Origin of the sequence: Paraburkholderia caffeinitolerans (genome assembly GCF_902859945.1) — a bacterium.
Taxonomy (GTDB): domain Bacteria; phylum Pseudomonadota; class Gammaproteobacteria; order Burkholderiales; family Burkholderiaceae; genus Paraburkholderia; species Paraburkholderia caffeinitolerans.
This window is the reverse complement of sequence record NZ_CADIKL010000130.1, coordinates 1-567: the sequence shown is the minus strand read 5'-3', so window position 1 is coordinate 567 and position 567 is coordinate 1. Positions and strand designations below refer to the sequence as shown.

1 protein-coding gene is annotated in these 567 nt (G+C 64.9%); it reads right to left on the bottom strand.

All coding sequences use genetic code 11. The annotated features are described in order from the left end of the window. The coding region (locus HV773_RS36590; RefSeq protein ID WP_175198567.1) for a type VI secretion system Vgr family protein at positions 1 to 567 on the bottom strand (567 nt) is incomplete at both ends.

Genomic DNA, 567 nt, shown 5'->3' with positions numbered 1-567 from the left:
CGAGCGCCCCGACGACACGCTCACGTCGCGTCCTGCCGTAATGGCGTGATCGTAGTGGCTTGCCATGTGCGTGCTGTCGCTCGCCGTCGTGGCAATGCCTGCGGCGCTTGCCATCACCATGTCTGGGCGTGACAGTTCGGGGAACTCGCCATCGCCGGTTTGCGTGCCTCCCTTGATCGCATCGTTCTGCGCCTTGATGGTGCTGGTCGCGTCGCTCTGGCTGGAGTCGGACGTTTGCGCCTGATGCCTGGTGGCGATCTGGGACAGGTCCTCATGCTGCTGGCGGGCCTGGGTAAGTCGCGCCACCGTCTCGCCCATGTCCTTGACCTTGCCCGTCGCGTTGTCACGGCCAAACGTGGTCAGCAGCAGACCGAGCGCCGCGCGCAAAGCGCCCCATCGGTCGGTGCGAAGCTCGAAGCCTTCGCCCCTGGGGTCCTGCCGCCCCTGGTTGCCGTCGATGCGCGTGTTGTAACCCAGGCTCAAACTTGATTTGCCGTGGTCGCTCGCAATCTGTAGCTGCTGGCGGTTCTCGGTGTCGTCGAAAGCGAGGTGATTGGTGGTGCTGCC